This is a genomic window from Bacillus sp. SIMBA_008 (genome assembly GCF_046535495.1).
Lineage (GTDB): Bacteria > Bacillota > Bacilli > Bacillales > Bacillaceae > Bacillus > Bacillus subtilis.
The window spans coordinates 1-276 of sequence record NZ_JAWRWL010000377.1 but is presented as its reverse complement, the minus strand read 5'-3'; the positions used below and the strand labels follow the sequence as shown (position 1 = coordinate 276).

The following is a 276-nucleotide window of genomic DNA, read 5'->3' as shown; positions in this document are numbered from 1 at the left end:
CTTCCCAACAACTCCACCTAGCATCCCTTTTGCATTTTCCATCCCTTTATTCCAAATTGCCTCTTGTTTATGTAAAAACTGCTTTTCTCTCTGTTGTTTTACATCACAAATTGCAACTCTTACAAATGACCCATCTGTAACAACGTCTTTCAAAGGCATATCAGTTATATCATACAACGTTTGAAACAATTCAATTTCACATGAAAGAAACGTATCCTCTTGATTACTATTTAAATAAATGGTATCGTGAGCACCATTCATAAATGATTGATACGC

The 276-nt window shown here is 34.4% G+C and carries 1 protein-coding gene; it reads right to left on the bottom strand.

Features of this window, described 5'->3' with window-relative positions:
- On the bottom strand, positions 1-276 hold a 276-nt coding region (locus SB658_RS23670), incomplete at both ends, for a DUF4937 domain-containing protein (RefSeq protein ID WP_410602745.1).